Source organism: Nocardioides sp. Soil796, from assembly GCF_001429525.1.
Classification (GTDB): Bacteria; Actinomycetota; Actinomycetes; order Propionibacteriales; family Nocardioidaceae; genus Nocardioides.
On the sequence record NZ_LMSQ01000019.1, the window covers coordinates 162,540 to 187,466 of the forward strand.

The 24,927-nt window shown below is 66.4% G+C and carries 25 protein-coding genes, 1 tRNA gene and 1 pseudogene; 7 read left to right on the forward strand and 20 right to left on the reverse strand.

Annotated features, from left to right (window positions below; translation table 11 throughout):
* The first annotated feature begins 131 nt into the window (after positions 1-131).
* Genes ASH02_RS18055 through ASH02_RS18070 form a run of 4 tightly spaced genes read left to right on the forward strand, consistent with a single transcriptional unit; the run spans position 132 to position 4,172 of the window.
* On the forward strand, positions 132-920 hold the full coding sequence (locus tag ASH02_RS18055) for an ABC transporter ATP-binding protein (RefSeq protein WP_082620933.1): 789 nt from the start codon (positions 132-134) through the stop codon (positions 918-920).
* Entirely contained in the window at positions 917-2,269 is a 1,353-nt protein-coding gene (locus ASH02_RS18060) for an ABC transporter permease (protein ID WP_057295194.1), read from the forward strand. The genes ASH02_RS18055 and ASH02_RS18060 overlap by 4 nt, the downstream gene beginning before the upstream one ends.
* Positions 2,270-2,298: 29 nt before the next feature.
* A complete protein-coding gene (locus ASH02_RS18065) occupies positions 2,299-3,576 on the forward strand; it encodes a sensor histidine kinase (protein ID WP_057295195.1) in 1,278 nt (425 codons plus the stop codon).
* Entirely contained in the window at positions 3,516-4,172 is a 657-nt protein-coding gene (locus tag ASH02_RS18070; RefSeq protein WP_057295196.1) for a LuxR C-terminal-related transcriptional regulator, read from the forward strand. Before ASH02_RS18065 ends, ASH02_RS18070 begins: the two co-directional genes overlap by 61 nt.
* Before the next feature lie 182 nt (positions 4,173-4,354).
* Here the strand turns inward: ASH02_RS18070 and ASH02_RS18075 are convergent, their stop codons facing one another.
* The 14 genes from ASH02_RS18075 to ASH02_RS18140 form a co-directional block, all read right to left on the reverse strand.
* Positions 4,355-5,431, reverse strand: coding sequence for an acyltransferase family protein (locus ASH02_RS18075; RefSeq protein WP_082620934.1), 1,077 nt, complete (start codon positions 5,429-5,431; stop codon positions 4,355-4,357).
* Positions 5,428-6,783, reverse strand: a complete 1,356-nt coding sequence (locus ASH02_RS18080; protein WP_156409795.1) for a hypothetical protein — start codon at positions 6,781-6,783, stop codon at positions 5,428-5,430. Before ASH02_RS18080 ends, ASH02_RS18075 begins: the two co-directional genes overlap by 4 nt.
* Positions 6,784-6,981: 198 nt before the next feature.
* The gene (locus ASH02_RS18085) at positions 6,982-7,167 is read right to left on the reverse strand and encodes a Flp family type IVb pilin (RefSeq protein ID WP_057295199.1); all 186 of its coding nucleotides are present in this window, start codon (positions 7,165-7,167) and stop codon (positions 6,982-6,984) included.
* A gap of 91 nt (positions 7,168-7,258) precedes the next feature.
* On the reverse strand, positions 7,259-7,450 hold the full coding sequence (locus ASH02_RS18090; RefSeq protein WP_057295200.1) for a Flp family type IVb pilin: 192 nt from the start codon (positions 7,448-7,450) through the stop codon (positions 7,259-7,261).
* A 174-nt stretch (positions 7,451-7,624) separates the two neighbouring features.
* The gene (locus ASH02_RS18095) at positions 7,625-8,263 is read right to left on the reverse strand and encodes a response regulator transcription factor (protein ID WP_057295201.1); all 639 of its coding nucleotides are present in this window, start codon (positions 8,261-8,263) and stop codon (positions 7,625-7,627) included.
* A complete protein-coding gene (locus ASH02_RS18100; protein ID WP_156409796.1) occupies positions 8,235-9,755 on the reverse strand; it encodes a sensor histidine kinase in 1,521 nt (506 codons plus the stop codon). The genes ASH02_RS18095 and ASH02_RS18100 overlap by 29 nt, the downstream gene beginning before the upstream one ends.
* A gap of 83 nt (positions 9,756-9,838) precedes the next feature.
* Entirely contained in the window at positions 9,839-10,771 is a 933-nt protein-coding gene (locus ASH02_RS18105; RefSeq protein ID WP_156409797.1) for a type II secretion system F family protein, read from the reverse strand.
* Between the two features lie 2 nt (positions 10,772-10,773).
* Positions 10,774-12,615 (reverse strand): type II secretion system F family protein, encoded by a 1,842-nt coding sequence (locus ASH02_RS18110; RefSeq protein ID WP_235539089.1) that lies wholly within the window; start codon positions 12,613-12,615, stop codon positions 10,774-10,776.
* Positions 12,616-12,665: 50 nt separating this feature from the next.
* Complete coding sequence (locus ASH02_RS18115; protein WP_057295205.1) at positions 12,666-14,051, reverse strand: CpaF family protein; 1,386 nt, start codon at positions 14,049-14,051, stop codon at positions 12,666-12,668.
* A 1-nt stretch (position 14,052) separates the two neighbouring features.
* On the reverse strand, positions 14,053-15,237 hold the full coding sequence (locus ASH02_RS18120) for an AAA family ATPase (protein WP_057295206.1): 1,185 nt from the start codon (positions 15,235-15,237) through the stop codon (positions 14,053-14,055).
* A complete protein-coding gene (cpaB, locus tag ASH02_RS18125; protein WP_082620936.1) occupies positions 15,234-16,010 on the reverse strand; it encodes a Flp pilus assembly protein CpaB in 777 nt (258 codons plus the stop codon). Before cpaB ends, ASH02_RS18120 begins: the two co-directional genes overlap by 4 nt.
* Before the next feature lie 43 nt (positions 16,011-16,053).
* Positions 16,054-17,772 carry a TadE/TadG family type IV pilus assembly protein gene (locus ASH02_RS18130; protein WP_057295208.1) on the reverse strand — a complete coding sequence of 573 codons (1,719 nt, stop codon included), beginning with the start codon at positions 17,770-17,772 and terminating at the stop codon, positions 16,054-16,056.
* Positions 17,769-18,167, reverse strand: coding sequence for a TadE/TadG family type IV pilus assembly protein (locus ASH02_RS18135; RefSeq protein ID WP_057295209.1), 399 nt, complete (start codon positions 18,165-18,167; stop codon positions 17,769-17,771). The genes ASH02_RS18130 and ASH02_RS18135 overlap by 4 nt, the downstream gene beginning before the upstream one ends.
* A 262-nt stretch (positions 18,168-18,429) precedes the next feature.
* On the reverse strand, positions 18,430-19,320 hold the full coding sequence (locus ASH02_RS18140) for a Bax inhibitor-1/YccA family protein (RefSeq protein ID WP_056678965.1): 891 nt from the start codon (positions 19,318-19,320) through the stop codon (positions 18,430-18,432).
* 200 nt (positions 19,321-19,520) lie between these two features.
* Between ASH02_RS18140 and ASH02_RS27105 the strand changes: the two genes are divergently transcribed.
* From ASH02_RS27105 to ASH02_RS18150, 3 genes and pseudogenes are all read left to right on the forward strand, one after another.
* On the forward strand, positions 19,521-19,652 hold the full coding sequence (locus tag ASH02_RS27105; protein ID WP_235539076.1) for a DUF5990 family protein: 132 nt from the start codon (positions 19,521-19,523) through the stop codon (positions 19,650-19,652).
* Between the two features lie 12 nt (positions 19,653-19,664).
* Positions 19,665-19,949 (forward strand): annotated as a pseudogene (locus ASH02_RS18145) (DUF5990 family protein); the annotation flags it as partial.
* A gap of 332 nt (positions 19,950-20,281) precedes the next feature.
* Positions 20,282-21,424, forward strand: coding sequence for a glycosyltransferase (locus ASH02_RS18150; RefSeq protein WP_057295211.1), 1,143 nt, complete (start codon positions 20,282-20,284; stop codon positions 21,422-21,424).
* A gap of 161 nt (positions 21,425-21,585) precedes the next feature.
* Here ASH02_RS18150 and ASH02_RS18155 read toward each other — a convergent pair.
* The 6 genes from ASH02_RS18155 to ASH02_RS18180 form a co-directional block, all read right to left on the reverse strand.
* A tRNA-Leu gene (locus ASH02_RS18155) sits at positions 21,586-21,659 on the reverse strand.
* Positions 21,660-21,672: 13 nt separating this feature from the next.
* Positions 21,673-22,239, reverse strand: coding sequence for a peptide deformylase (gene def, locus ASH02_RS18160; RefSeq protein ID WP_082599636.1), 567 nt, complete (start codon positions 22,237-22,239; stop codon positions 21,673-21,675).
* Positions 22,236-22,754 carry a glycine cleavage system protein R gene (locus ASH02_RS18165; RefSeq protein WP_156409798.1) on the reverse strand — a complete coding sequence of 173 codons (519 nt, stop codon included), beginning with the start codon at positions 22,752-22,754 and terminating at the stop codon, positions 22,236-22,238. Before ASH02_RS18165 ends, def begins: the two co-directional genes overlap by 4 nt.
* A gap of 34 nt (positions 22,755-22,788) precedes the next feature.
* Positions 22,789-23,634 (reverse strand): uracil-DNA glycosylase, encoded by an 846-nt coding sequence (locus ASH02_RS18170; protein ID WP_057295213.1) that lies wholly within the window; start codon positions 23,632-23,634, stop codon positions 22,789-22,791.
* A gap of 7 nt (positions 23,635-23,641) precedes the next feature.
* Positions 23,642-23,953, reverse strand: coding sequence for a hypothetical protein (locus ASH02_RS18175; RefSeq protein WP_056892067.1), 312 nt, complete (start codon positions 23,951-23,953; stop codon positions 23,642-23,644).
* A gap of 43 nt (positions 23,954-23,996) precedes the next feature.
* Entirely contained in the window at positions 23,997-24,923 is a 927-nt protein-coding gene (locus tag ASH02_RS18180; protein WP_057295214.1) for a Ppx/GppA phosphatase family protein, read from the reverse strand.
* Between the last annotated feature and the right edge of the window lie 4 nt (positions 24,924-24,927).

Below are 24,927 nucleotides of genomic sequence, written 5' to 3' on the forward strand. Positions count from 1 at the left end.
CGCGTCCTCCAGGTGTCGGTGAGCCAAGGGTAGGGCCGACGGGGTGAGGACCGAAGAGTAGGGATTTCCCTACCCCGGTTGGCGGTTTGCGACCATCGATCCGGAGCCACCGCGCAAATAGCGTCAGAGGCATGAACTCACAGACCCACGACACCCGGCCAGCACTCGACCCCCAACCCGCCCTCAGCGTCCACGACCTCACCCGCTCGTACGGCGACGCAGCCAACCCGGTCCGCGCCCTCAACGGCATCGACCTCACCATCCCGACCGGCAGCTTCATCGCCGTGATGGGCCCCTCCGGCTCCGGGAAGTCCACGTTCCTCAACTGCGCCGCCGGCCTCGAACGCCCCGACGGCGGCCGGGTGCTGATCGGCATGGACGACGTCACCGAATGGTCGGAGTCGCAGCGCACCAAGCTGCGCCGCGACCGCATCGGCATCGTCTTCCAGGACTTCCACCTGATGCCCTACCTGACCGCCGAGCAGAACGTCGGGCTCCCCCGGCGTCTGGCCGGCGGTCGGGTCGACAAGCAGCTCGTGCGTGACCTGCTCGGTCGCGTCGGGCTGGCCGAACGCCGTGACCACCTCCCCGGCCAGCTCTCCGGCGGCCAGCAGCAGCGCGTGGCGATCGCCCGTGCCCTGGTCAGCCGGCCCGCCGTGCTGCTCGCGGACGAACCGACCGGTGCCCTCGACTCCTCGAGTGCCCGCGAGATCCTCGAGCTGATGCGGCACAGTGTCGACGAGCTGGGCCAGACGGTCGTCATGGTCACCCACGACCCCGTCGCCGCGTCGTACGCCGACTCCGTGGTGTTCCTCGTCGACGGCCGCGTGGCCGGCCGGATGGACCGACCCAACGCCGACGCGGTGGCCAGCCAGATGGCCCACCTCGACGACCTGGTGATGGCAGGAGCGGCGTCATGATCGGCCTGGCAATGCGCTCGCTCAGCGCCCGACGTACGGCGTTCACCGCCACGTTCGCGTCGATCTTCTTCGGCACCGTGCTGATCGGATCGTTCGCGACCCTGCTCGAGACATCGTTCACCGACATGGCCAAGGTCGACCAGGACACGCTCTTCATCATGGGCGCCGTGGTCGGCAGCTGGGGCACGATCATCGTGCTCTTCTCCCTCGCCTCGACGCTCGGCATCGCGGTCCGCCAACGCGACGGCGAGATCGCCCTGCTCCGCACGATCGGCGCCTCGCCGCGCCAGGCCCGGCGGATGATCCGCATCGAGACCTTCGTGGTCGCCCTGGTCGCTTCGGCCCTCGGCGCCGGTGCCGCCTGGCTCGGCGGACGCGCGCTCTTCACGATGATCCGTGAGGGCGGCATGGTCGCCGACACCGTCGCCTACGCCGGCGGCCCGGCCTCCCTGGGCATCACGATGCTCGCCGTGCTCGCCACCAGCCTGGTCTCGGCGACGATCGCCGGACGCAAGGCGACCAGCGGTGCCGCCACGATCGCACTGACCGACGGCAACGCCGGCACGCAGAAGATGCGTTGGTGGCGCGTGCTCGTCGCCGTACTCCTGATCGGCTACGGCGTCACGATGGCGGTCATCACGATCACCGTCACCGCCCACTCCGACGACCCGTACGACGCGATGGCCACCTCGGGCTCCAGCTCGATCCTGGTCGCGGCCGGACTGGCCTGCATCGCTCCCCTGCTGCTGCGCTGGGCGGCCACGCTGATCCGTCCGCTCGTGGGTCGCGCGGGAAGCACCGGCCACCTCGCGGCGTACAACACCTCACGCCGGGCACCGCTGCTGGCGGGCGTGCTCGCCCCGGTGATCGTCTTCACCTCCGCCAGCATCGGCACCCTGATGGCGGTCGGCATCGACGGCCGCACCCTGGCCGAGTCGAATCCCGACTCCGACACGATCAACATGCTCAACAACGTCGTGGTCGGCATGATCTCGCTGTTCGCCGCGATCATGGTGGTCAACGCGTTCGCGGCCGTCGTCTCGCACCGCCGCGGCGAGCTGGCCCGGCTGCGCCTGCTGGGCGCCACTCCCGAGCAGGTGCGTGGATCCGTGGTCGCGGAGGCCGCCATCGTCGCGGTGGTCGGCGTCGTCCTCGGGGCCGTCGCCGCGCTCGCCACGGTCGTGCCGTTCGCGATCGCCCGCGACGAGGGCATCGTCCCCGACGGACAGCTGTGGTTGCCGCCGGTGCTGGCCGTCGTCGCCGTCGCCATCACGCTGTGCTCCGCCGCGGTCGCCGTACGCCGCACCACGGCACGCCAGGCCCTGGCCGTCGCGGGTGCAGGGCAATGAAGGCCGACGCAGTGACAGACTCAATCACCATGTCCCTGCCCTTGCCGCGGATCGAGTCGATCCTCCCGAAGCCGGTGAACCGCGAAGCGTTCATCGAGCGGCTCCGCCTGACCGCCGTCGCGCTCGGCCAGGCCCTGCTGATGGTGCCGGCACTGGTGCTCGGCATCCTCACCCTGCTGGCCTGGCCGCTGCTGCTGGTGCTGGTCGGCTTCGGGCTGGCCCACCTCGCGGTGCCGGCCACGGCCCAGCTGACCCGGCTGCACCGCTGGGTCTCCGGTCAGCTGCTGGGCGAGACGATCAGCAGCGGGTACGCCGACACCACCGGCACGAACCCGCTGACCCGGGCGTTCATCTGGCTGCGCGACCCGGCGCGGTGGCGTGACTTCGCGTTCCTCTGGTTCTCCGTCACCGGTGGCTTCGTGCTGTCGGTGGTGGTGGTCGGCCTGCTGGTCTCGCCGATCACCTACCTCTTCGGGCTGGTGCTCGACACGAGCGTGGCGTGGGCGCTGCTCCTGCTCCTCTCGGGTCCGATGCTGGTGGTGTGGTGGCTGGTCACGCCGGCCCTGGTGCGGGCCCGGGCGCTGGCCGAGCGGGGCATCCTCGGCCACTCCCGCGTCGAGCAGCTCGAGCGCCGGGTCGAGGAGGTCGCGGTCTCCCGCTCCGAGGCACTCGACCACTCCGCCGCGGAGGTACGCCGCATCGAGCGCGACCTGCACGACGGTGCCCAGGCCCGCATCGCCGCGGTCGGGATGAACGTCGGCCTGGCCGAGAAGCTGCTGGCCACCGATCCGGGCGCGGCCGCGGAGCTGCTCAAGGAGGCGCGTGAGACCACGGTCTCCGCCCTCGAGGACCTCCGCTCCGTGGTGCGCGGAATCCACCCGCCGGTGCTGGCCGACCGCGGACTGGCCGGTGCGGTCGAGGCGATCGCGATGGCGATCCCGTTGCCGGTGACGCTGGCTCTCGACATCGACGGCGAGCTCCCTCCGCCGGTCGAGTCGGCCGCCTACTTCGCGGTGACGGAGTGCCTGACCAACATCGTCAAGCACGCAGACGCCAGCAGGGCCTGGGTGACCGGCTCCTACGACGGCGCACTGCTGCGACTCGTCGTCGGCGACGACGGACGCGGCGGCGCCGACCCGGCCGGCTCCGGGCTCGCCGGAGTGTCGCGGCGACTGCTGGCCTTCGACGGCACAATGGACCTGACCAGCCCTCTCGGGGGACCCACAGTCGTGACCATGGAGCTGCCGTGCCCGACCGCCCACGGATCGTCCTCGCCGAGGACCAGGCCCTCCTCAGGGCCGGCCTGACCCGGATCCTGGAGGCCACCGGCTTCGAGATCGTCGCGGCGGTCGACAACGCCCCGGCACTCAGCGCGGCCCTCGCGGGCCCCGATGTGGATGCCGCCGTGGTCGACGTACGCATGCCGCCGTCGTTCACCAACGAGGGCCTGGTCGCCGCGATCTCCGCCCGGCAGGCCCGTCCCGGGTTCCCGGTGCTGGTGCTCAGCCAGTACGTCGAGCCGCTGTATGCCCGCGAGCTCCTCGCCAGCGGAGAGGGCGCGGTCGGCTACCTGCTCAAGGACCGGGTCGCCGACGTCGACAACTTCGTGGCCTCGGTGCAGCAGGTCGTCGACGGCGGCACCGTGCTCGACCCCGAGGTCGTGGCCGCCCTCGTCGGCGGTGTCTCGCGCGACCACCCGCTCGAACGGCTCACGGCCCGCGAGCGGGAGGCACTGACCCTGATGGCCGAGGGCCGGTCGAACGCCGCCATCGCCGCCCGCATGTTCGTCACCGAGAAGGCGGTCGGCAAGCACATCAACAGCATCTTCACGAAGCTGGATCTCCCCCAGGCCTCCGACGACAACCGCCGCGTCCTCGCCGTCCTCACCTTCCTCGGCGGCTGAGCCCAACCTCTGGTGGTCGAGCAGCTCGCCGGCCTCGCTGGTTGAGGAGGGCGCTCCGCGCCCGTCTCGAAACCACGCATCCCTCGAGTCGCAACAACCACATTTCTAGATGAACTGCCCCGGAGACTGAGCGTCGTCACCAGCGCGGCGATGAGTTCGAGATCGTCGGGTAGTGATTGGTGCTAGACAGCCGCACCGACAACTTCTTCTTGATGCGCTCCCGATCGAGCTCGGCGCTCCTTCAACCTCAAGAAGGGCTCTTCCACGCACCTCCAGGACAGGTGCGCGATACCCGCTGTGATAACCCCGGCCACTAGGAATCCAACCAAGGTCCAAGGCCACGCGACGGCTGCGGCCATGGAGAAGATCGGATAGTGCCATAGGTACACGGCATAGGAGCGTTGTCCCAGAATGCGCATCGGCCAAGTCGTCAGCAAGCCCTCGTGCGACTGCTGTACCAGAAGCAGGATCGAACAAGCAGTCAGCCAAGGAACCAGTGTGGTGACAAAGAGAAGTTCGCTTTTCAGCCCCACCAAGGACAACGTGCAAGCACCCACCAATGCCACGGAGGCCAGCACTGGCCGGTTTCTGCCTGGCGTTCGCCCGGTCATCCAAGCTGCTGCCAAGCAACCCACCAACAGACCATCCATCCGACTGTCCGTACTGAACGCCAGCCGGAAACCATCCGCACCAGCCAGGTAGAGGTAACCCCGAATCAAAACCGCAAGCGCTGCGCCGGCGCCGGCGATCCCGACCAGGAGCCGGCGTCCACCCCACCGCATCACCACGATCAGGATCAGTGGCCAGACAATGTAGAACTGCTCTTCCACCGCCAGCGACCAAGTATGGAAGATGAGGGTGTCGTGACCGTGTATCGCTGAGGTGTAGTTGCCTACATAGAACAGCGCACCGAGGAAGTCCGTCGTGCTGGGTACCACCGGGCTGTCCAACGATGTAGCCATTAGACCGATGGCCCCCAAGAACAGACAGAGCGCAGGGAGCAGTCGGAGTGCCCGACGCGCGTAGAACTTCCGAAGGGAGACACGGCCGTTGTGCTTACGCTCTTCCAACAGGAGCGCAGTAATCAGGAATCCGCTGAGTGTGAAGAACATAGTCACGCCGACAGTTCCGGCAGCGTGCACCTGTTCGATCCTGGTGTGGGCCAGCATCACCAGAAGGATTGCGGCCCCACGAACACCATCCAGGACAGGTCGGCGGCCCAATCGCCAGCAGTCGGATGGCAGGCCGTTCTGAATCATGAAGGCGCCTTCAAGAGCACGTAGCCCTCATCGGTACCGAGGACGTTCCAGGACAGGCGATCCTCAAGGGCAACCGCAAGTGGCGAGGACTCGAGAAGCAAGGCGTGTTGAGCTCGAGAGTCCTGAACCACCTGCTCCCAACCCTCCGCAACATCGGTGACCTTTCCGTAGTCACTCAGCTCTTGAAGCGTGTATGCCTCAGTCAGTCCGTCGATGAGTGGGTCGAGTTCCGGATGCGCCCATCGCAGCCAACCTCCAACTCCATAGTCATTGAGTATCGGCGTGCCGTCGGCCAGGGCACTCAATTGCGGATCGAACTCTGATGGAACTCCTGCGGGCTCGTCGGCAGTCCGAGACACTGCGAGGAATAGCCCGACCAGGCACACCGCCGCTGTTCCGAACACGAAGGGCTTCTCCCAGGCAGCCCGAAGTTCGGGCTTCCGCCGCAACCACGTCTGAACAGCGGCCGCCAACAATGGCGCTGCAATGATCGCGCCCAAGGTCACAGTCCGTGCGGCGAGCAAGGTCCACCCCGTGGCCATCAGCAACAGCAACAGCATCGTCCACGGAACACGCTTTTCGGTCCGCGACCACGTGATCACTACCAGTGCAAGAACCAGCATCGCGACGGCGGGACCGAGAGTGCGAAAAGAAGGCGGTTGCCACTCAGTGACATAGGCGCTGATCCCACCCACTGCAAACGGTGCGGCAAGGAGTTGAGGACCGACCGGTGTAGCTGCCGCAAGCAGAATGGATCCGATCGGGATCAGGCCCAACTTCCGGAACTCCCTGCCGGTGACGCGACCGTCGAGACGAAGCCCGGCAACCATCACAAGGCCAATGAGCGGGCCGGTGAACCACATGCCGTGCGAACACGCCCATAGCCATGTCATGGGCAGCAACCACCAGCGCGGTCGAAGATCCGCTCCGGTTGACAACCAAGCACCGACCGTCACCGCGAGCAGGATGTAGGTGACCATGTGTGGCCTCGGGGACAGGCTCGCGCTCATTGCAATCATGCTGAGTCCCGCCGCGAACGCGCTTGCGAGCAAGCCAGCTTGTCGACGACACGTGAAGAAGACCGCCACCACGAGAGCCAAAAGGCATGCCCCGAACAGCCAAGCAACGCCCGCCAGTCCGAACCAAGCCTCGAAGCGGGATGCAACCACTTCCGGCAGCCACTGGGTCAGAACCCAGGAACGATCATCTCCAGTGGACCAGTCCGGGGTTGCAAGGGAACGAGCGTTCCAAATCTGCTCTCCCAACCGCAAGTGCCAGAAGGTGTCTGAGTCGGAGAGTGGCCGAGATGCCTGTCGAACGACCATGACCATCAAGAGTCCGAATACGGTCATGGGCATCCAGACGGGCAGCCCACGCCTGGTCGCGGCGACCACTTCCTGCTCAGCCGAGGAGCCCGAGTCACGCACGGTTGTCATTCGAATTTCTCCCAATCATTCTTTCAATGCAATCTCGATCGGCGCTCATGCCAGGCTCCTCCCGAAGAGGCTCATGTCAGGCATCTCCCGCCTTCGCCCGAGACATTCAGTTACTCAGAAAGTGAGTACTGCAGTTGCCAATCGATCAAAGACATCATTCAGCGCAGTCCCGAACAGGGTCACGGCGATGACGATCACGGCGGCGATGAAACAGACGAGAAGCCCATATTCAGTCGCGGTCGCTCCACGCTCCGAGCGGTGTGAACTCGGGCGGACCGACGCCTGCCTGATCTGCTTCATGTGTCCCTCCAGACGATGACAGTTGGTTGTGAAAGCAAACCGGCCGCCGCGACGAACCCGTCGACGGCGGCCGGCCACACGCAGCGTCAGATCACCAGCTGTTGACCTCGGTGACCATGTCCTGGAAGAAGTTGTTCAGCGCGCTACCGAACAGGGTGACGGCCACGATGATGACGACGGCGATGAACGCGACGAGCAGGCCGTACTCCGTTGCGGTTGCACCCTTCTCTTCGTCCTTCTTGGCCGGGCCGACGAGCATGAGGGTGATGAACTTCTCGAGCATTGGATTTCTCCCTTTGGTTTGAGTCCTACGGAAACTGAGTCCGAGCCCCCACAGGACTCGTTCTGGATCCAATACTCTCGGGAATCCGATCCGCGCGGATCGGGTGATCCGCTCGCACCCCATGGTCATTTCGGACTACCCGCCAACCCACCAAGTGGTCTGGTCCACTGACCGTCAGGGCGTGACTGAGGAGAGCAGGCCGGTGCGCATAGCAGTCACCAGGGCCTGGGCACGGTTGGAGGCACCGAGCTTCTCGTAGATGCGGGTGATGTGAGTCTTCGCCGTCGACTCGCTCATGAACAGCTTGCCGGCGATAGCCGCGGTGCCCAAGCCCTCCGCGAGCAGCTCCAGGACTTCTTGCTCGCGACCGGTCAGCCTTGTCGGTTGAGGTCCCGAAGTGCGTCTGATCATCGCCGCAGTCAGGCCGGAGCATAGAAAGTTGCGTGGCGACACTGCGGCGTGGGCGGCTGCCTGAACCACTTCACTCGCCTTGCTGTCCTTGCCGACGAAGGCGGATGCGCCGGCCTCCATGGCAGCGAAGATCTGGTCGTCGCCGGCATGCATGGTGAGCATCACCAAGCCGACCTCCGCGCTCTCAGCGCGGAGCGCACGGATAACCTCCAGGCCGGTTCCGTCCGGCAATTGGAGGTCGGTCACCACGACGTCCGGATGGAGCGCGGACCAAGCAGCCCTGCCTTCGGCGACGCTCCCGGCTTGACCGACGACTGTCATTTCGCCGTGGCGTTCGAAGGCTCGGGCGAGGCCCTGTCGGATCAACTCATGGTCATCTATGAGCAGGACGCGTGTGGTCATCTTTCGAATCCTCCGGGCTTGCACTCGTGTTCCTGGACTGCACTGTCACCACAGTGCCACCATCCGGTCTCGGCGCGATGCTGAAATCTGCGTCAATTCGCTCCGCCCGCTCACGCATCGTGTGCAGTCCGTAGTGACCTTGGCGTGCAACCGCTGCCCCGACCCCGTCGTCCTCGATGACCAACCGGACGCACTTTCCGTCACTGGTGAGGGTGACCCAAAGGTTGATCGCACGGGCATGCTTGCGCACGTTGCCGATCGCCTCCTGTCCTATGCGCAACAACTCCTGCTCAACTCGCTGGGAGAGCCTTGGCCCGCGTTCGTCGAAGAGGAGGTGCACACGCAGGCCGCTCTGGTGGCTGACCTCGCGGACATACTCAGCTAATGCTCCCGAAACACTGCTGGCCTCATCGAGATCATGCCGCAGGTCAAAGATGGAGAAGCGCAATTCACTGACCACACGAGTGATCTCGGCGCGCAGGTCATCGGCCAACTGACGTGTGGAAGCGTCGCCGCTGGTGTCTGCAATCTCGTCGGCCAGGTAGCCGAGTGAGACGATCTCCTGTGCCACGCCGTCGTGGATGTCACGTGCGAGCCGGTTCCTCTCCTCGGAGGTCGCCATTGATCGCACGTCGTCGAACAGAAGAGCCGTGTCCAGACGAACGGCCTGAGTGTCCGCAAGCGCCTGGAGATCGGAGAGCTCCGCCTTTGACCACGTAGCCGTGCGAGCGAGCAGGAGAGCACCGAAACAGTGCTCGCCCACTCGCAGCGGCAAGGCCACCAGTCCCTTGCCCACACGCGGTCGACCGGTCCACACACAGATCGAGGCCGTCTTCTCGTCGGCGTCGGTGACTGGCCCCTCGGCCACCACGGTGTCGAAGGTGTCGTCGCCGGTCTTGAGGATCAGTGCGGACCGCTCCACCGTTACAGTTAGGCGGGCCTCGTCGTGGAGCGTCCGAGCGACCGACAGCGCATCCAGCCCCACCGGCATTCGCGTGGCCAGCGTGTGCAACTGGGAGACGAGGTGGTGGGCTGCGGCGTACGGCGCCTGCGAGTCCTCCATCTGCCGCACTGACCGGCCAAGCCAAGAGGCCATGAGACCGGCACCTAGACCGAACGCCAACCATGGCAGGGAGGCGGACATCTGTGAACCCTGGTTGCCCAAGGCGTCAGCAGCGCCCCAAGCTCCCAGCATGGCCGCACCGGAGGCCAATGCCGTATTGGCGGTGGTCACCCAGCCATGACGCAGGCCCGCGATCACCGGCGGGGCTACGAGGTAGATCAGCAACGGCACGACAGGTGCCTGTGTGGTGCCCATCAGGATGGCTGCCAGCACTCCCTCGGCCACCGGTGTCCATGGTGATTGCGCACCGACCGGATCAAGCTCGAAGACGCACGCAACCGACGCCACCAGCACCAGCGAGAGAAGCAGGATGCCGACTGAGTCGAGGCTCCCAACCGCGAGAACTTGGCCGGCGGCCACGGCAAGCACGAACACCCTCGTCGCGGTCGTGACGCGCCAGGTTCTTCCAAGCGCGGAGCCTGAGCGAGAGCCATTCGGTGTTTGCAGTCGCATCAGTCAAAGATTCCGCTTGCTTGTAGGACTACCGGTCCGATGACGACGATGAACAGGCACGGCAGAATGAAGAAGATCAGCGGAAAGAGAATCTTCACAGGCACCTTCTGGGCCGCTTCTTCGGCGCGCTGACGCCTCTTGGTGCGCATCTCAGCGCTCTGGATGCGAAGCACCCTCGCGATCGGGATGCCGAGCTGATCGGCTTGCACCATGGCCAAGCAGAAGGACTTGAGGTCTGCAATGGTGGTGCGTTCGCCCATGGCGCGCATCGCTTCCATGCGACCGACGCCGATCTGCATCTCCTGGAGGAGACGGGCGAACTCCTGGGCAAGTGGCCCGGTGGTGTTCTTGGCGACACGAGCCACTGCTGCGTCGAATCCCAGACCGGCCTCCACCGAAATGGTCAACAAGTCGAGCGCGTCAGGAAGCGAGTTGAGCATTTCCAACTCGCGCTTCTGGCCCGCATTGTGCAGAAGGATGTTCGGCATCAGGTAGCCCACTGCCCCGACGCCACCTGTGATAAGGACAACCTTTGCGAAACCGGCTTCCGTTCCGAGCATGTAGAGGAAAGCAAGCACACCGAGAACGCCCATTCCGAGAACTTTCAGCCCGATGATGCGGTTGACGTCCCATCCGGCCGGGTTTCCAGCGATGTCGAGCTTGTGCCGGATTCGGTCGGCAGCATCAGAGCGCGTCAACTTCTTGCCGACACCCACGAGCTTTTCCCCGAGCGGGGCAATGACACGCTCGGAAAAGGGGCGGTCCAGCTCTTCCTTCAGCACGTCGGGTGCACTGTCGATGGCCTTGATGGCAGCCAGCGAGCGACCGACTGATCGACGCTCCGCCGTGGCGACTCCGATCACTGAAAGGGACAGTGCGAAGGCCGCGAACAGCAACAATCCGCCGGCGAGGAGGAACATTCCAGAAGACACGGTCAAACCTCGATCTTTACGATCCGGGACATGGTGAAGAAGCCCAGGCCCAACAGGGTGATTGCCGCGGCGCTCAGGCCAAGGCCTGCTGGTTCTGAATAGAGAATTCGCGCCGAGTCGGGCCGAACCAGAAGTAGATAGAGGAACATCATGATCGGCAGCCCTCCGAGAACCCAGCCGGACATCCGGCCTTCTGCGCTCAAGACCTGGACCTGCCGACGGAGGTAGTCGCGCTCACGCAGTGTGTTGGCGACTGTGGTCAGCAACTCGGCCAGGTTGCCTCCGACCTCACGCTGGATGCGGATCGCCATCACCACCCACGCGAAGTCTTGGCTCTCCATCCGTTGGGCGATCGCATCGAGTGCTTCCTCGATCTGCACACCAAGACGCGCCTCTACCAATGCGCGGCGCAGTTCGCCAGCGATGGGCTCGTTTCCTTCACGCACCACCGAGTCAATCGCCTGCGGCATGGACAACCCGGCCGACAACCCACCCGCCATCAAGGTCAATGTCTCCGCCAACTGCCCGTTGAAGGCCGTCAAGCGCTTCTTGTGTCGACGCTTCAAATACAGCCAAGGCAAAATGGCGCCCAAGAGCGTCAGGACCAGCATCAGGGCACCGCCGCGCAATATGAAGCCGACGAACCCCGCACCGATTGCGATCCCCGCATGGATCAGCAGCCATTCGGCGGCGGTCAACTTCACGTCCGCGCCAGCCAGCCGCTGATTGAGACGCTGCTCAAAGTCTCCCTTGACGAAGTTCTCGGTCAGAGCGACCGCGGAATCCTTGAGGCTGCCAGACGACGGCTCGCCGGCTCGCTTCCCCGCCCCGGCGGGCTTCGCCTCACCGAGGTAGGCGGCCAGCCGCTTCTGGTTCGCAGTCTGTCCCCTGGCACCCATCATCACCGTCGCAAGGACGACCGCAAGACCTATGCCGAGCGCAAGTCCCCCGAGGAGCAAGGCCCCCCTGCCCACCTTGGCCTCGCCGTGCGAGACAGCCTTGGGGCCCTGGTCTGCCACGGCAATGGTGACCAACGCGCTGTCGACGTACGTCGCGCCTCCGGAGCTCACCTGGACCCCGAGATTCACCTCATCTGAGGATGTCTTGGGGGCTTCGAAGGTGACCAGCACCTGGCTAGCCAGCGCGTCGGCCTGTGCGGTGAAGACGCCCTTCAGCGCCCTAGGGTCGGCGTCGATGACGCTGCCACCACTCGCGTCAGAGATCTGGGCGAGCAGGGCCCGGTTCGCGGGTCGCTGGTCGAGGGAGACCACGTCGACGACGACCTCACTGTCGGTAGCCGCTGCGATCGCGTCCTCGATCGGAGCACCGCCCCCCTGGTCCTTGCCGTCGGAGAGCACCAGCACATTGCGGGCACCATCCTCGCCGGCGAGGTCGACGGCCTCCACCACGGCGTCGTAGACGCGGGTGCCGAGGGTCAACCCGATGTCGTCGATGGCAGCCGCCAGCGTGGCGTGATCAGTGGTCGGCTCGATGGAGCTCTGCACGGTTCCGGAGAAGGTCAACAGACCGATCTTGACGTCGGCGGGCGCCGCATCGACGAACGCTTTGGCCGCGGCCTTCGCGTCTTCTATCGGGGCGCCGCGCATGCTGCGACTGGTGTCGAGTACGAGGACAGTGGTCCGGTCGATCTCACCCGCTTCAACGGTCTTGGCTGTCGCCTCGACCGGGTCGCCATTGACGGTGATCGCCATCGCGTCCAGGTCGGGAGTGGCTCCACCGGGAAGTTTGTCGACCGCGACCAGCACGGAGACCTCGCCGTCCGCGGACTCTACGTGGTCGATGTTGATTTCGTCGGCCGCATGTGCCGGAGAGGAGAGCAGCATGATCCCCACTGCCCCGAGAGCGGCAGATGCCCGAACGAGATTGCGCATGATCACCGGTAGGCCCCCATCGCAAAGATTGCGGGGTCGACGTGCACGTTGTGGTCAGCCAAGCGGTCAATGAAGCGCGGACGCAAACCTGTCGACTTGAGGTGCCCGCGCGCACGCCCGTGCTCGTCGAATCCAGCCGCGTAGTCGAAGAGGAAGACATCTTGGAGGGTGATGATGTCGCCCTCCATGCCGACAATCTCGGTGATCGCGGTGATGCGACGGGTGCCGTCCTTGAGGCGGGTCTGCTGGATGATCAGGTCGATGGCACTCGAGGCTTGCTCGCGGATGGCGCGCACCGGGAGCTCCATCCCTGCCATCATCACCATGGTCTCCACGCGCGCCAGGGCGTCGCGGGGGGTGTTGGCGTGGACGGTCGAGATCGAGCCGTCGTGGCCGGTGTTCATCGCCTGCAACATGTCGAGCGCCGATGCGTCACGGATCTCGCCGACGACGATGCGGTCGGGACGCATGCGAAGCGAGTTGCGCACCAGGTCGCGGATGTGAACCGCGCCCTTGCCCTCGATGTTCGCCGGTCGGGACTCGAGCCGGAGCACGTGCTCCTGGTGGAGCCGAAGCTCAGCGGCGTCTTCGATGGTGACGATGCGCTCGTCCTCAGGAATGAAGGAGGAGAGCACGTTGAGGGTCGTAGTCTTGCCGGCGCCGGTTCCACCAGAGACGAGGATGTTGAGGCGTCCCTTGACGCAGGCTTCGAGCAGTGTCGCCGACTCGCGACTCAAGGTGTCGAAGGAGATCAGGTCCTCGACGGTGTACGGGTCCTCCGAGAATTTGCGGATGGTGAGCTTGGAACCGTCCAACGCCAAGGGCGGGATGATCGCGTTCACACGGCTGCCGTCGGGCAGTCGTGCATCGACCATTGGGCTGACTTCGTCGACGCGGCGGCCGATCTTGCCGACGATCTTGTCGATGGTGCGGCGCAGGTGTGCTTCATCGCTGAAGATGGCATCGACTCGAGTGAGTTTTCCGTTGCGCTCCACGAAGATGTCGGTGGCACTGTTGACCATGACCTCGGTGAGGTCAGGATCGCGCAGCAGCGGCTCGAGCGGGCCATAGCCGAGGATGTCGTCGGCGATCTCCTGCGTGATGCGGGTGCGGTCCGCACCTGACATCGGCTGGTCTGTCGTCGCAATCGCAGTCTGCAGTGCGGCTCGCACCTGCACCTCGAGCTCGCTCGCCGTCATGTTGACGTCGTAGAGCTTCGGACCGAGCGCGGTCACCAACTGGGCGTGGACGACCTTCTTCAGGTCGGCGAAAGGGTCACGCAGCGTCGGGCGCTTCGCTCGGCCCCCGGCCGGCACACCCGCCTCCGGGTCGCTGTTGACCAGGGTCATGCTGCGCTGTGCCGCCTGGATGCGGTCTGCAAGTGCCATCTCAGCTCACCTTCTTCATCCGGAGCTTGCGTCGGCTCCCCCGTCGGGACCCGGACGTCGCATCCTGGGCTGGCGCGGGTGCCGCGTCGGCGTACAACTGTCCGGCGAAGCCGGCCAGGGTCTTGCTGATCTGGTGCCCCGAGTTCGAGCGGACGATGGCCTCGCCGCGGTTGACGGCAGCGAGCACGTCGCGACTCGATGGGAGGCTGATCGTGGCGTTGACGCCAAGGGTCTCCTCGAACTCCTTGGCGGACAGACCCACCTTGGAGTCGGCCCTGTTGAGCACCAGACGCCAGCGTTCACGCGGGAAGTTGAGCAGGTCGAGCGTTCCCGCGGCGAGCTTGAGGCTCTTCAACGACGGAATGTCGAGCGTGCCCACCACGATCAACATGTCGCTGTGGTCGAGGGCGGCGAGGGCGTGGTCGTCGAAGGCACCGGAGGTGTCGACAACGACGGCGTCGAACATGGTCTTGAGCGTGGCCAACACGGAGGAGACCTGGTCGGGCTGCACATGGGTCTCGAGCTGCACGGGCGCAGCCAACACGCTCAGGCGCTCCGAGTGCTGGCTCAGCAGTGACTCAATGCCGCTCGGGTCGATGCGCCCGGACAACTGGGTCAGATCGGCCAGGGTGTGCATCGGGGTCAGCTGCAACATGATGGCCACGTCGCCGCACTGGACGTCGAGGTCGACGATGCAGACTCGGTGACCCTGGTCTGCCAGCGAGGCCGCAACGTTCGTGGCGACCATGCTCTTGCCGACACCACCCTTGGTGGAGAACACCGTGAACAAGGCGCCGTCCTTGGCCTCGGCCGCACGATCCGCGGTTCCACTCATTGCGTGGGCCAGCGTGCGAGCCCTACCGACCGCGCTTCCGAGGCCGACCAGGTCATCAGCCGCGAGCACGTCGCGCATGCCCGAGCGCAGCGCGGTGGCCAGGAGGTCGGTGTCGACGACCGCTCGAAGCATGATCACTCCGAGCGCGGGGCGCTGGATGCGGCTGGCCTCGGCGAAAACGCAGGCGGCACCAGTCTCGACCGACGTGCCGAGCACCACGGCGAATTCGTGGATGTGCTGGTCCAAGTGCTCCTGCAACTTGTCCAACGAGTCGACCACAGTCACGTCAGCACCCAGCTCTTCACGCACGAGGCGGATCATCTCCGGGTCCTGCTCGACCAGGGTGGTCATTGCCCGATCCCCGCGAAGACTTCGGGCATGATGTCGCGGACGACGACGCCCGGGCCGTCCTTGACCTTGGACTTTTCACTGAGCAATGCAAAGGCGAGGTCACCGTTGCGGTCGGCGAAGATCAACTTCTCAGCTTGCTCCTGGTCGACCGCGAGAGTGAGGATCGTGCGTGGAATCTCCTCGGTGGTCTCGCCCTCCTTGGTCTTGGTGGTCTTCGAGGTGATCGTGGTCGTGCCGACGCCGATCACCTGCACCTTGGAGACCAGCAGCCGCGTGTAGGTCGAAAGCTTCTGAGTGCTGCCGTCGGCCTTGATCGCCTCCGGGTCGCCGGAAGCGAAGATCGCCACCTCGGAGCCGGGGATCACGAAGCCGGCCACACGGGCTGGGTCAGTGAGGTCGACGCTGATGGCCAGCTTGTCGTCGGGGATCGTCAGCGCCGCCTCGGAGCCGGCAGCACCGAACTTCTTGCTGATGATTTGCTCACCGGGGTAGATCGCGCCGAGGGCAACGTCATTGGTGATTGAGTTGGTCGAAGTCAATGCGCCATCGACCATGTCGTCACGAACCACCTCGGTGGTCTCGAACTTGCCGGCCGACTGCGCGTCCTTCACGGACTCACCCGCATCGATGGTGTCCGTGACGGTGAGCACCTCGACCAGTTCCTGGCCTTCGGTGGCCCGGGCATCGATGCCCTGCACGTACATCACGATCATCGCGGTGCCGAGCGCTGCAATGAACAGCGCCGCCATCAGGAGGATTGAGCGTCTTGCCATGAGTGTTGTCCTTGTCGCTTGAAGTCGTGTTCGCCCCGAGTCGTCAGTCGACGAGGACGATTACCTTGGTGCCGACGCCGAGATACGTCATGACGGGCCCACCGGCCATGCTTTCCGGCAGAGCGTCGGGGTCGAAGAAGACGACCTTCAGACTTTCGATTCCGGCACTTGCGAAACTCAGCCCGTTGTCGGTGCCGGAGTCGAACACGCTGGCAGCCTTGGTCGATCCACCCAGCTCGCCAGTGATGAAGGCCGGTCGGAAGTCGACGATGGAGTAGTGGTTCGAGTTGCCAGTGCTGGGTTGCACATCGAAGACCGGCACCCAGAAGAAACGCGGAGACTTGAAGACGTCGGCGTTGATGACCTCGCCGCTGTTGTAACCCGGAGTGGCGATCGTGCTGATCGTCGTCGAGGAGTTCGTGAAGAAGCAGGTCAACGTGTCGTCGTTGATCATGTACTTCGTGCCCTGGATCTTGGGCGTCTCGAAGTCACTCGACCCGCCGTTCCGATCGCAGCCGCTCGCGGTCGGTGTCTTGTCGAGCCGGCCAGGCGTCCCATTGGTGGGGCCGGTGATCAGTCCTGCCGTGGCGGGATTGCCCGCGAAGCCCGTTTGCGCCTGGACGCAGTTGGTGCCGTCGTCGGTGGGATCGACGGCCCCTCCAACGCCGGGTGTGCAGTAGCCGTTGGTGCCCCCTAGCGTGGTCAGGTCGAAATCGACCTTCGTCGCTATGTTCCACGCGATCGCGTTGGTCGCATTGGCGCTCGGGTCGAGGTGCGGCAAGTCGATCGTGCCGAAGTTGCCCTCATTGCTCGCCCCCGCGCACTCCAGCAGGGGGTCACCGACCCTGAGCGGCAGTGCGGTCTGCGGAGAACTCCAGTGGGCTCCGTTGTCCCTGGAGACCCGCACCCACCACACCTTCTCGACGGTACGGACCGCAGAGGGGATCTCCGTAAGATGGAGCTGGCCGGCCGTCACGGTGAACGGCACCGGCGAGGCCGTGATCGGGACCTTCACGATCGCCCCGTCTTCGGTCGAGAACGAGATGACATTAACTCCAGCCAGACTCTTGTTCGCCGGGTTCGCGGACGCATAGATGTCGAGGGCGCTGAACTGATTGAGCGTGATGACGGCTGGGCTGACACCGTTCGGCGCTGAGTTCAGGTTCACGTCCGGGTACGGCGTAAAAGCCCCAGTGGACTCGGGGAGCGTCGGAATATAGACGGTCTCGTGACCGCCGGGCGGGTCGAGCAGCGTCTGCGGACCGTAGTCGCACCCCGTGACGGCGAACGCCGGCATCACTCCCGTGGCCGGAGAGAAGACGCCCGCCTCGGCATACGCGGGTACTTCCACGCTCGAGACGTTGGAAACTGCCTTGGCCAGCCCGAAGTTCACAGTCGCATCCGGCGCCCAGAGCTTCACGTTCCAGCCCGTGCACTTGATGAAGCCCGTCGGGTCTCCCGGAGATCCGGTGAGATCGACGTTGATCGGGTCGCCGGAGTCGTCGATCCAGTTGTCGCGAAGGTATTTGGTCGCGGCGTCGACGGCGGCCTGAGTGCAGATGTTCGTGCCGTCGAGCTCCGCTGCTGCGGCCAGCACGGCATGGTCGGCTGCACTCTGCAGTGACGACCGCTTCGCGTAGACCTGACCCATGTCGACTGCCACGGCGCTGACGCCCATCAGAGCCAGGGCCAGAATGGCAAAGAGGATTGCGGACGCACCGCGCTCGTCGCGCGGGCGGTCGAGGCCGAGGACGCGCCTCATGAACAGTCCTGGACGTCTTCGACACGTGCCGACGCGCTCTTGGTCACGGCAGGGAAGTCAGGGAGCAATCCCCCGATTGACGGCGTGCTGAAGGTCACCGTGACGGTCACTTCATCGCCAGTCTCAGGTGGCGTGGAGCCGCTGAAGACGTGAGTCACGCCAATCGTGCCCGACGCGGCACCGCCCACGAAGTCGCGAACCTTGGTGTCGTTGTCGGTCGCATCGGCATTGCACGGATCCACGGCGTACTGCCGTGCTCCCTCGCGCGCAGCGTTGGCACCGGTCTGGTAGCCCCAGAAGAAGATGGAGGCCTGGATGATCCCGATGAGCAGAGTCAGCAGGATGACCGAGATCAGCGCGAACTCGACCGCAGCCGCACCGCGCTCATCGCGCATGCGTGCTCGTTTGTGTTCCCCACACATGTGTCCACCCCTAGGTCCCTGGCCATCCCCCGGCCAAAATGGACATTAGGGCGATGCAGGACGCGCCATACGCGAAACCCGGTAAAACGGTCCCCTTGGGCGCAGAGACCACCCGTATGGACTAGACCGGGGTGGCCCGAAATGGGTAGGCCCACTAAATGCCACGAGGCGCCCCCCGAAATTGGGGAGCGCCTCGCGAAGTCCGCCGTGGCGGAACTGGGGTGTCAGAGGTGGGTCAGTCCTGGCTGAAGAAGGCCAGGATGCGCAGCAGGTTGGTGTAGATCCAGACCAGGCTCACGGTCATCGCGAAGGCCGCGCGCCACGACTCCTTCTCCGGGAGACCGGCGGCAACGCCCTTCTCTACGAAGTCGAAGTCCATGATCAGCATGAAGACACCGAGGATCAGGCCGGCGAAGGCGGTGATCATGCCGAGGCCACTGACGCCGAACAGGCCGATCTGGGCACCGAACATGCCCAGCACGAGCTCCATCAGCGAGAGCCCGATCATGCCGAAGACAGCTGCGATCACGAACTTCTGGAACTTCGCGCCAACCTTGATGTTGAAGAACTTGTAGGCAGCGAGCGTGCCGGCGAAGGCAGCGAAGGTGCCGATCACGGCACCGCTGACCACGCCCTGACCGAACTGGGCGTCGAACAGCTTGCTGAGGCCGCCGAGGGCGACACCCTCGAACGCACAGAAGAGCAGCACGAGGGCCGGGCTGACGCTGCGCTTGAAGGAGTTGACCATGGACAGCGCGAAGGCGCCAAGGCTACCGATCGTCACCGCAGCAATCAGCTGGTTGAGGTCGCTCTGCGTCAGGTTGGCGTTGTCCTTGATCTCGGGCGTGAGGATCCACGTCGCGAGCGCGGTCACGATGACCAGGCCCAACGAGATCGCGGTCTTCTGCACGACCGAGTCGATCGTCATGCGGCCCTGGTCGACCTGGCCCTGTCCGTAGCCGGTCTGGCCGGGAGCACCGGTGCCCCACTGCGACGGGTCGGAGACGGGCTGCTGGCCGTAGCCCGGGTACGTCTGGCCGTTGCCGGCGTAGGTCTGATTGCCATAGGCGTTGGCCTGCCCGTTGAACTCGGGCGAGCGGTTGAACACCGGGTTGTTGCTCTTCATGGTGGTCTCCTCCTTGGAGGCCGGGCGGTGCCGTCGCTCTGACGACTCCCACGTGCATCTTCAGTCTAGGGGCTGCCTGCATCAGTGAAAACGAATGGCCTGCGTCGAATGTTCCGGATGGGGCTGGTGTTCTGTTGGTATCACGCTTGGTCTCGAGACGGCGCTGGCGCGCCTCATCAACCAGCGGGGAGGATCGGGACATGCGCGTGCGGATCGAGGGCCACCACCTGCCGGGCCGGGCGTACGCCGAGCACACGAACGTGCACGTCGCGCTGCAGGTCGGCCGGCTCCCCCACGAGCCGGTGCGGGGTGACGCGCGCGAGGCGAGCTAGGAGTTCGACGTACGCGTCGTGCCCACGGACGACGGCCCGGACTGGCGCGGCGAGGCCGTGCACGGTCGCCGCGGCGAGCGCTTCCTCTACCTGACGTGGGGCGACGTGTCGGACGGCGAGTGGGGCATGTTCCGCCGGGCCAAGCTGATGGTCGACGACATCGATGCCGCGCTGGTCTCTGTCGCTGACAAGGACGCAGACCGCGTGCTCGTGGCCCGGGTCCACCTCACCGACAACTTTGGCTGCCCGCGTTGCGCACGCGTGCGGGCACCGGCGATCGAGTGGAGCGTGGAGTAGCTACCTCTTGCGGCGGGCCCACTCGCCGTACGCCTGGAAGGTGAGCCCCATGACGCCGAGAAACAGGGCGAATGTCAGCAACAGACCGAAGACTTCGCTCACGGCTGTCCTCCTTGTAGTAGACCCCCTGCCCACCCGAAAGACTCGTTACCCAGAGTACGCCGGCGCCAAACCCGAGCGCGTTTTGGTTTCGAGACGGTCGCAGAGCGACCTCCTCAACCAACGAAGGCGCGGCGACCTCCTCAACCAACGAAGGTGCGTCGACCTCCTCAACCAGCGAAGGCGCGGTGACCTCCTCAACCAACGAGGGCCCCAGGAGTAGGTTGGCCGGGATGCGGATCCTCTTCACGTTCATCGGCGGACAGGGCCACTTCTGGCCGCTCGTCCCGATCGCCCGCGCAGCCGAGGCGACCGGCCACACGGTGGCAGTCGCCGGGTCGGGCAAGCTGCTGGACGTCATCCATGGCGCCGGGTTCACCGCCTTCGGCACCAGCGATCCCCACCCACCGGGCGGAGACCCGAACGCCGGTTTGCGCGACGACTCTCCCCACGAGCCGGCCGACCGCGAGGCCGCCGAGCGCGAGTTGGCCGACAACTTCGCCGGTAGGGGCGCGCGGCGGCATGCGACCGCACTGCGCGAGATCATCGGCGAGTTCGTGCCCGATGTCGTGGTGCGTGACGAGGCCGACTTCGGCTCCGCGGTCGCCGCCGAGCGCTGCGGGGTGCCGTGCGCGACGGTGCTGGTGCTCGCCTCGGGCGCGCTGCTGCGCCGCGACCTGGTGGCGCCGGTGCTCGATGAGGTGCGTGCCGAGCACGGACTCCCCGCAGACCCCGGGCTCGAACGGCTTCACGGTGCGTTGGTGCTCTCCCCGTTCCTGCCGAGCCTGCGCCACCCCGGGCATCCGCTGCCGGCCGATGCCTTCCTCTACCGACCCGGCGATCCAGTGCGGGTACGAGCCCGTCACCCCAGGCCGCAGGTCTACTTCACCCTGGGCACGGTCATGGGTGGCGCGTCGGGCGACCTGATCGAGCGGGTGCTGGCCGGGCTGAGCAAGGTCGACGCCGACGTGGTCGTCACCGTCGGCAGCAAGCTCGACCCCGCTTCCTTCGGACCGCAGCCGCCCCATGTGCGGATCGAGCGGTTCGTGCCCCAAGCCACGTTGCTGCCGAGCTGCGACCTCATGATCTCGCACGGCGGATCCGGCAGCCTGATGGGCGCGCTCTCCCACGGGCTGCCGTCGGTGCTGTTGCCCCTGGGCGCCGACCAACCGCACAACGCCGACCAGGCGGTGGCGATGGGCGTGGCCGTCGAGCTGGACGCGGTCGAGGTCACGGCAGCCGACCTCGCAGACACGGTCGACGACGTGCTCAACGACGACCTGTTCCGCTCCGCCGCGCAGCGCGTCCAGGCCGAGGTCAACGCGTTGCCGCCGGCCACTGCCGTCGTACCGCTGCTCGAGGGCCTGCTGCACTGACCTCGGGCCGACGCGGTCGGCTGCTGAGCGACCACGATCATGCAGGTGGGCTGTTGTGACGCAGGAATTCGCGAAATCGTGGTCACAGCTCGACGTGTGCACGATCGTGGTCGGTCGGCGGCGCAAGCCGCGGCCGAGCGGGCCGGCCGGTCGATCTGACGTACCCCCGGTGGGGTTCGAACCCACACTGAAAGGTTTTTAAGACCTCTTCCTCTGCCAGTTGGGATACGGGGGCTCCCGGGTCCCGACTATAAGTAGGTCTTGCGGGCGTGGATGGCGTGCGCGCCGGCGGCCCGGTCCAGGAACAGCAGGCCGTCGCAGTGGTCGATCTCGTGCTGCAGCGCACGCGCCTCGAAGGCGTTGGCGCGCAGGGTCACGGTCTCGCCGGTCCCCGGCAGCTGCCCGCGTACGACGACCCGCGTCGCCCGCTTCACGTCACCGGTGAAGTCGGGGACGCTCATGCAGCCCTCCCGGGCCTTCTCGTTGCGGGAGGACTCGACGACCTCGGCGTTGCACAGCACGAAGGTGCCGTGGTGGTCGCGGGTCTTGGGGTGCTCGGAGACGTCGACGCAGAAGACCTTGACCGACTCCCCCACCTGGGGCGCGGCCAGGCCGACGCAGCCGGGCGAGACCCGCATCGTGGCGACCAGGTCGGCGGCCAGCTGCACGATCTCGGGCGAGGTCGGGTCGACGTCGGCGCCGACGGTGGAGAGCACGGACGCCGGGGCGGTGACCACCTCGAGGACGCGCCCCTCGACAGCCAGCGAGGACTCGGTCCACGCGGCGACTTCGTCGTTGAGGTCCGCCGAGCTCACAGCTCGTCGGCCTCGACCTCGTGCAGGCTCACGCCCACCCCGAGCTCGGCGGCGGTCTCCCGCAGCGACACCAGCAGTGCGTCGGAGTCGACGTCCTTCGGCAGGTCCACCTCGGCGACCAGGACGTAGAGGTCTCCGGCCAGTCGCGTGGTCAGGTCGGTGATGTTGCCGCCCACCTCGGCGACCCGGGACACCACCGACGACACGATGCCGGGGCGGTCTCCGCCGTGCACGCTCAGCACCCACGACGTACCAGCCAGGTCCGCGACCCTCTCCACCGGGAGCTCGCGCACCGACACCGTGAGGTCGCCGCCGGACGCCAGCGGAGCGAGCGCCGCCTCGACCGTGTCGACGTCGGCGTCGCCCGCGCTGATCAGCGTCATCGCGAAGTGGCCGCGCAGCAGGGTCATCGAGGAGTCCTCGAGGTTCAGCCCGAGTCCGCCGAGGACTGCGGTGGTCTCGGCGATGATGCCGGGGCGGTCGTGGCCGAGGACGGTGATGGCGTGGAGAGTCACGGCGCCCATTCTGCCGGACCCGAGCTCCGCCCACTCACTCGCCGGCCAGCTCCTTGGCCCGGGTCAGCACCGCGTCGGTCATCTCCTCGGTCAGCCGACCCGTGAACGTGTTCTGCTGGCTGGGGTGGAAGCAGCCCAGCAGGGTGACGCCGTCGCCGCGGGCGGACCCGGCGCCGAGAGTGGCTTCCGCACCGTGGCCGAACTTCGGCTTCGGCTTCGGTACGTCGAAGCCGGCCGCGCGGAACGACCGCAACGTCGCGTCCCAGCCGTAGCCGCCCAGCGCGACGACCACCTTGACCGTCGGCGCCAGGAGCTCGATCTCGCGCTCGATCCACGGCGAGCAGGTGGTGCGCTCCTGGGTGGTCGGCCGGTTCTGGGGCGGGGCGCACCGCACGGTCGCGACCATGCGCGCACCGATCAGCCGTTGTCCGTCGCCGGCGTGCTCGGAGGTGGCCTGGGCCGCGAGCCCGACCCGGTGCAGTGCGGCGAACAGCCAGTCCCCCGAACGGTCGCCGGTGAAGATGCGGCCGGTCCGGTTGCCGCCGTTGGCCGCCGGAGCCAGGCCGATGATCACGATCCCCGGGTGCTCCTCGCCCCATCCCGCGATCGGCCTGCCCCAGTAGGGCTGGTCGGCGAAGCTGGCCCGCTTGTCACGCGCGACGTCCTCACGCCAGGTGACCAGGCGCGGGCACGCCGCACACACCGAGACCCGCGCATCGAGCTCGGACAGCGACGCGTCGCGCGCGAGTCGAGGTACGTCGTCAGCGGTGTGGGCGACCTCCGTGTCCGGTGACGCGGGGTCGTCGGGCCAGCCGGTGCCGGGCGGCACCGGCGAGCCGAACGGTTGCCCGGTCAGCGGATGCGGCAGCAGCTCGGTCACGTGGGTGTCAGGAGCCGGTTCCGTTGGTGCCCAGACCGTTGGAGCCGGCGTCGGGCGCGAGGTGCGCGCCGCCGGGCTCGGAGTGTCCGAACGGCAGCTTCTCCGCCGCGGCGCTGGCGACGTGGGCCGCCTTCTCCTTCACGACCGGGGCCTGCGCCCGCACGGTCTCCTCCGCCTTGGCGACTCCGGCCTGCACCGGCGGACTCTGGCGAACCTTGCCCGCGGCCCGGGCGATCTGCTCGTAGCGTTCGTGACCGGCCTTGGCCCCGAGCACGTAGCCGATGGCGATCCAGAACAGCACCTTGATGAGCTTCAACATGTCGTCCTCCCTCGTGAGCGTGTGGTGCCTCGACCGTATCGCTCTAGCTGATCGACCAGGCAATGCCGTCGAGGATGTCCGCCTCGGAGACCACGAGCGTCTCGACCGTCGTACGCCGCAGCACCCGGTCGAGCACCAGCGCCCCGGCACCGATGACGTCGGCGCGGCCCGGGTGCATGTAGGGCAGCGCGAGCCGCTGCTCATGAGTCATCGCCAGCAGCCGCTCGGTGAACTCGTGCAGCCCGGCCACCGGGATCACCGACTGGTCGATGCGCTCGCGGTCGTACGTCGGCAGGTCCAGCACGCCGGCGGCGAGGGTGATGATCGTGCCCGCGACCCCGACGACGGTGGCCGCATCGCCTGCAGGGACAGGGCACCGGTCGAGATGCGCGTCGATGTCTTCCGTGGCGGCGGCGATCTCGGCGGCCGTCGGCGGGTCCGAGTGGAGGTGACGCTCGTGCATGCGCACCGAGCCCATGTCCATGCTGAACTCCTGCTCGGGCCGGTCGGCGCCGAGGATCAGCTCGGTCGACCCGCCGCCGATGTCGACCACCAGCACCGGCGTCTTGGGGGCCTCTCGCAGGTTGCGGACCGCGCCGTCGAAGGCCAGTCGGGCCTCCTCGTGGCCGGCGACCACCTCGGGCTCGATGCCGAGGCGCTCACGCACCCCGGCGACGAACACGTCGGCGTTGGACGCGTCGCGGCTGGCCGAGGTGGCGCAGAACCGGAGTCTCTTGACCGGGTGCTGCTCGATGAGTGCGGCGTACTCGTCGATCGCGGCGAACGTGCGGGCCAGCGCCTCGTCGGCCAGCCGGCCGGTGCGGTCGACGTCCTGGCCCAGGCGCACCATGCGGGTCTCGCGGACCAGCACGTCGGGCAGGTTCGCGATCATCAGCTTGATCGTGTTGGTGCCGCAGTCGATCGCCGCCACGGTGTTGGTCTGCTCGCCCTGGTTCGTCACGGGCGCCATCGTA